Annotated in this window: 5 protein-coding genes and 2 pseudogenes; 6 read left to right on the top strand and 1 reads right to left on the bottom strand. The window is 23.2% G+C overall.

All coding sequences use genetic code 4. The features are described 5' to 3' along the window. Positions 1 to 684: pseudogene (locus C6B38_RS08380) on the top strand (hypothetical protein); the annotation flags it as partial. Then, on the top strand, positions 672 to 1,121 hold the full coding sequence (locus C6B38_RS08385; protein WP_105299286.1) for a hypothetical protein: 450 nt from the start codon (positions 672 to 674) through the stop codon (positions 1,119 to 1,121). The pseudogene C6B38_RS08380 and the gene C6B38_RS08385, both read left to right, overlap by 13 nt. Positions 1,122 to 1,293: 172 nt before the next feature. On the opposite strand, the pseudogene C6B38_RS08390 reads toward C6B38_RS08385, so the two are convergent. Next, positions 1,294 to 2,269 (bottom strand): annotated as a pseudogene (locus C6B38_RS08390) (IS30 family transposase). A 316-nt stretch (positions 2,270 to 2,585) separates the two neighbouring features. Between C6B38_RS08390 and C6B38_RS08395 the strand changes: the two are divergent. The 4 genes from C6B38_RS08395 to C6B38_RS08410 all read left to right on the top strand — a co-directional run. Further along, positions 2,586 to 2,987: a hypothetical protein gene (locus C6B38_RS08395; RefSeq protein ID WP_105299287.1), complete on the top strand. Its 402-nt coding sequence runs from the start codon at positions 2,586 to 2,588 to the stop codon at positions 2,985 to 2,987. Further along, complete coding sequence (locus C6B38_RS08400; protein WP_105299288.1) at positions 2,980 to 4,440, top strand: PBSX family phage terminase large subunit; 1,461 nt, start codon at positions 2,980 to 2,982, stop codon at positions 4,438 to 4,440. Before C6B38_RS08395 ends, C6B38_RS08400 begins: the two co-directional genes overlap by 8 nt. After that, on the top strand, positions 4,440 to 4,718 hold the full coding sequence (locus C6B38_RS08405; RefSeq protein ID WP_105299289.1) for a hypothetical protein: 279 nt from the start codon (positions 4,440 to 4,442) through the stop codon (positions 4,716 to 4,718). The genes C6B38_RS08400 and C6B38_RS08405 overlap by 1 nt, the downstream gene beginning before the upstream one ends. Next, positions 4,711 to 5,437: hypothetical protein (locus C6B38_RS08410; protein WP_146693373.1), on the top strand; the 727-nt coding region annotated here is incomplete at its 3' end. The genes C6B38_RS08405 and C6B38_RS08410, both read left to right, overlap by 8 nt.

Consider the following 5,437-nt stretch of genomic DNA (forward strand, 5'->3'; position numbering starts at 1 on the left):
ACAACGCAAACTAATTATATTGTTGCTCTATATTTTTTCTTATATTTGTTTGAATATTTGTTTGAATCAAAATTTAAAAATACAAAGCCACATTATATTATTCAATTAGCAGTTACAACATACATTACAATTACAATGTTAGTTTTTTGAGTTGGTATTGTTGGTCAAAAAGACCAAGCGGCAAAATATCGTCCTTATCACTTGGTAGCAACAGTTATTTTACATTTAGTGATGCCAGTTATAATGATTACAAGTTATGTTTTAACAGCTGGTGATCGTTATTATCATTATGAAGATCATCATAAAAAATATTTATGATTAATTATGTTATATATTGTAGCATATTTAACAGTTATTTTAGTGCGAGGGACTTATCGTCATTTAGATGGTAAAGATCCTAGAACACTTTTTCCATACTTTTTCTTTAATTATTTTGAACCTAATGGTGAATTTATGGTTGCCACAGCATTAGTCGTAATTTGTGTTGTTGCAGTTTCGTTACAATATTTTTATATTTTCATTAATAATTTATTGTATTTCCGTTATTATCGTAACAAAAATGTTAAAATTGCTCCAATCCAATATGTAATGAAAACTAATAAGGTTACAATCACTGGGTTTGCTATTGGAATCATTGTTTTAGTCTTGAATATTATCATAAAAATGGGTATATGAATACAATAAAAAAATTTACTATTGCAAAGGAAACTTTAAGCAGATGAATTAAAATCACAAATGAAGATAATTTAATTCCTTGAAAGGGTCTTCAGTCAAAGAGAATTCGCAGACCAGGCCGACCTAAAACTATTGATTTTAATAGTATGAGTAAAGAAGAACTAATTAAATATATAGAAATGATACAAGATATAAAAAAGTATTTAACCAAATCGAAAAAAATGAAATTTTGAGCGGTTTGGTCCTTGAAGAAAAAATACACGATTAAATATTTAACTCATATTTTAAATATTTCTAAATCAGGGTATTATAAGTGATTTAACAATGGTATGCAAAAATTTAATAAGTTAGATTCAAAATTAACTAAATTAATTAAAATATCATTTTTGAAATTTAATAAAATTTATGGTTATAAAATTATAACTTTAATAATTAATAAAATGTAATCCTATAAATGCAAGCAGTAATTTTTTCCTCTTTTTAATTTWATTATAACATCATTTTTAACAAATGCAACTCTTTTTTAAAAAAATTAAAATATTTTATAAATATAACTTAATTTAACCATATTTAATCATACTAAAAAAGCATTTATTAAATTTTAATTAATAAATTTCTTTAAATATTCTGTAAAAACATTTCTTTTGCACTTATTCAATTTAAACACGGTCGAAGTTTTTTATTTATAACATTAACTACTCAATCTATTCTTTTCTGATTAACATTATTAAAATCTGTGCCCTTAGGAAATCAATATCTTAATTCACTATTCATATATTCAATTAAAGGTTTTTGTTGTGGTGAACCAGCATCACAAAAATAAACTTGTGTTTCAGCAAATATTTCCATTTCTCGTCATTTACTAAATTCTTTACCTCTATCTGTTATTATTCCTTTAATTTTTCCAATTAAATTATTATTTATAACAATATCTTTAAACTTTTTCTCAACTTCCCTAGCAGTATGATTTTCTAATTTTATTGCAAAATATTTTTTACTTGATTGTTCTGCTAAAACTAAACAACTAGATAAATGTTCTTTTCCAACAACAGTATCCATTTCTAATCAACCAACATTAGAAACTTTATTTTCAATATCTCAAATTGACTTAAAATCAGTTAATTTACCAGGATTATCTTTTTTTCCTTTTGTTTTAAATTTTTTACCACGATATCGTAAATTTTCTTTTTTTAATCCAAATTCACCTAAACGAATTCATTTATAAAAAGTTTTAAGACAAGCAAGAAATTTAACACGAAATTTTAAAAAATAACGATAAATAATTTCTGATGGTGAATCATGATAAACATTAAATCTCAGATGAATAAAATTTAATTGTTCTTCTGTAAATTCAGGTAGTTTTTTAATACATTTTTTACGCTTTTTATAATAATCTTTTTGTGCTTCAATTGCTGTATCTTCTATATTTTTTAAATCGCTTAATTTCTCGTCTAATAGTATCTACACTACGATTTATTTGTCTTGCAATTTCAGATAAATTAAGCGTACCATTTTTCTTTTTACAAGCATTAGAAAATAATAAATCCTTAAATAAATCACGCTCATCATATTTTACATGTTTATAATCTTTCATATATTTTGTCTCCAATCTTTTTCAAATTATTTATACACTATTTTTTAAAAAACTATTGACAATTATTTTTAAAGTTATAAAATTAAATAGTAAATAAGTAGTAATTTTTGTCTCTTAAAACTGTTTATATCAAAAAAGAAAGTAATTAAGTTTACTTTCTTTTTATTTTGATGTAAAATAAACATAATAAAAATAATATTAAGTTCTTTAATACATTTTGCTACGTTTTTAGTTCTTGATAAGTTTGTTTAATATTCTTTTATTTAACCATATTGTTTAAATAATAGCAATTTTAATATGCAAAAAGGAATAAAAAATGAAAGAATTTAATCCAAAAAAAGCAAGTTTGGCAACTTTTTATCGTAAAATAGAACAATTTTGAGAAAATAAATCACCTAATAAACCATATACTTTGAATGATTTAACCAATGAATTTAACCTTTCTCGCAAGTGAAGATATGATACTTATGCGAGCGATAAGATAGTTCCTTTGCTTGAACGACAAGTTGATAGAATTGAAAGTGAAATAGTTAATTTTATGATGAAATCACCTGATGGTGCTAAATTATATTGACAACGAGCATTTAATTATAAATATTCATTACAAGAAAAAGAACTTGAAAAAGAATTAAACTTAAATAATCAACAACCAATCATTGTTAATTTGCAAACTGACATTAGAGATATTAAAAAAGAAGAAAGTGATAATAATGCTTAATCATTTTACTTATTTGTTAGAAATTCCTTATTGGTTATTACAAAATAGTAGTATTGGTAATAAATATCCATTTACTAAAAAGTTTGAATTAGTTAATGAAATTAATCAAATTGGTTCAAGACATAGTGGTAAAACTTTATCTAATTTAAAAATGTTTGCTGAATTAATTAAAATATCAATGTTAATAAATGAACCTGTGTTTATTTTTGCTAGTATGAAAATGAATAAAGATATTAGAGATAGTATCTTTCAAAACATATGAAATACATTAGAAAAACATAATATTCCATTTACTGTTAATTTAAGTACACATTCTTTTACTATTCCTAATGGTACAAAAATAGTATGTAGGGGTTTACATTCTGCTACAAAAAGGGAAAAATTAAAAGATTTTGCTGATTTGAATAAATATAAATTAGTAATTGATTGAAGAGAAGAATGCGACCAATATAACCAAAATGATATTAATGAGATTGATTTTGCTTTAAGAGGTAGTCAAAATAAAATAACAATTAATACATGTAATCCTGAAAGTTTAAAAAGATATATTGTTGGTTATTGTAATCAATTATTACCTTTTAATGAAGAAATAATGCTTAGTAAATATGAACAAACTGCTTATATTGAAAAATGAAATATGAAAATTATTATTCATTATACAAATTGAAGATTAAATGATTTATTACCACAAAAAGAAAGAAATAAAATAGAAAGATTAGAACAATTAGATATTGAAAGAGCAAGAGTGTGGAGTTGAGGTTTACCAGCCAATACTAGTGGGTCAATCTTTGCAAGATATATTGATATTATGCAAGCAACAGATATTATTCAACCAACTAAATTATTAGGTGGTGTTGATATTGCGAATGCTACTAGTCCTAAAGGACATACAACAGCAGCTAGTTTTTGATTATATAATTCATTTGATAAAAAAGCATATAAAGTAGCAGAATATACGCATTCAAACGCTACTCAACAATTTAAAAATGAATTAGAACAAGTAAAAGATATTTTAGAATTTTATAATAATCAATTAAATAAATATTTTAATTTAATACAGCAAGGTATATCAATCAATGTTGATGATAGTGCTTTTTCAACATTACAAAGTTTAAATCTAGAAAAATATAATTATTCTTTTGGTCAATATATGACATTTAAACCAGCACAAAAGCAGAAATTTAATGTAAGACACCGTGTAGAGGCATTCACTATGTTAATAAATACTAATCAATTAAAATGATTATGAGAAAAATGTCCTGTAAGTAAATCTCAATATGAATTAATTCAATGAGAAGATAAGCCTGAAGCAAGAGAAGAACGAGTATTAGACTTATATGATGATACATTTGATAGTGATTTCTATGCTTTACACTTTRAATTAATACCAATGGTTAAACATAATAGTTCAGCAGATTATAAATTATGACAACAAAGGGAGTGAATAAATTAATGAAAAAAGATATATATGTAATACATGATGAGCGTGTAATAAATGCAAAAAGACCTTATATGTCTGTTTGTGGAAAAGTTAAAAAAAGACTTTGTAAAGAATTAAAAAAAGATAATATCGCAATATGTAAATTAAATTTATATAACAAATATATTAAAAAATATAAAAAAGTTAAAGTATGTGTACAAGTTTTAGCAAATGAACCAAATTTATTAACAGTAAATATAATTAATTATGCACTTATTTTAAAATTAAAGGAGCAAAATAACAATGAATAATAATACATATCCTACTTTACCAAACTTAAATGATATTAATAGTGTTTTAAAATATTATAATTATGATTGAACAATTAATTTAGCAAATATTATTGCTCGACATCAAATGCGATTAGTAAATGGTAAAGATATTTTATTTAAATCTCATAGAGAAGATATCTTAGAAAAATTAAATTGATGATATGAAACTTATAAAATTAAAGAAAAATTAGATAAAAATGAATTAACAGCAAGTTTAATGGGTAAAACTATCTTCGGTTTATTAGAAACATGAGATGGCAATATTGATTTATGAATTAACCCTTTTAACTTTACTTCAAGAGTAAGTAAAATAAATGAAATTGAACAAGGTGCTGATATTTGATTAAATTATCATCAATCAGATAGTGGTTTTATTTTAAATTTAATTTGTACTAAAGATAAAATAGTTATTAAATGTTGACCTAAAAATAATGAAGTAATTGTTGGACAAAGTAAAACACAAATTAAAGATGATGTTAAACCTATTTTAGTACAAGAATTTAAAAACAAATTAGGTGTTGTACCTTTTTGAGAAATGATAAATGAACCTAATCCATTATTTTTATCTACATCAACTACATTAAATCCATGACCTACAATGGCAAATTGTTATAAATTACAATTTGATTTAGAAGATAGTTTTAATATTAAATCAAAAGAACGATGAGCAAATAGAACTCATTGATATGGTCAATTAG

It is taken from the genome of Spiroplasma sp. ChiS (genome assembly GCF_002968355.1).
Classification (GTDB): domain Bacteria; phylum Bacillota_I; class Bacilli_A; order Mycoplasmatales; family Mycoplasmataceae; genus Spiroplasma; species Spiroplasma citri.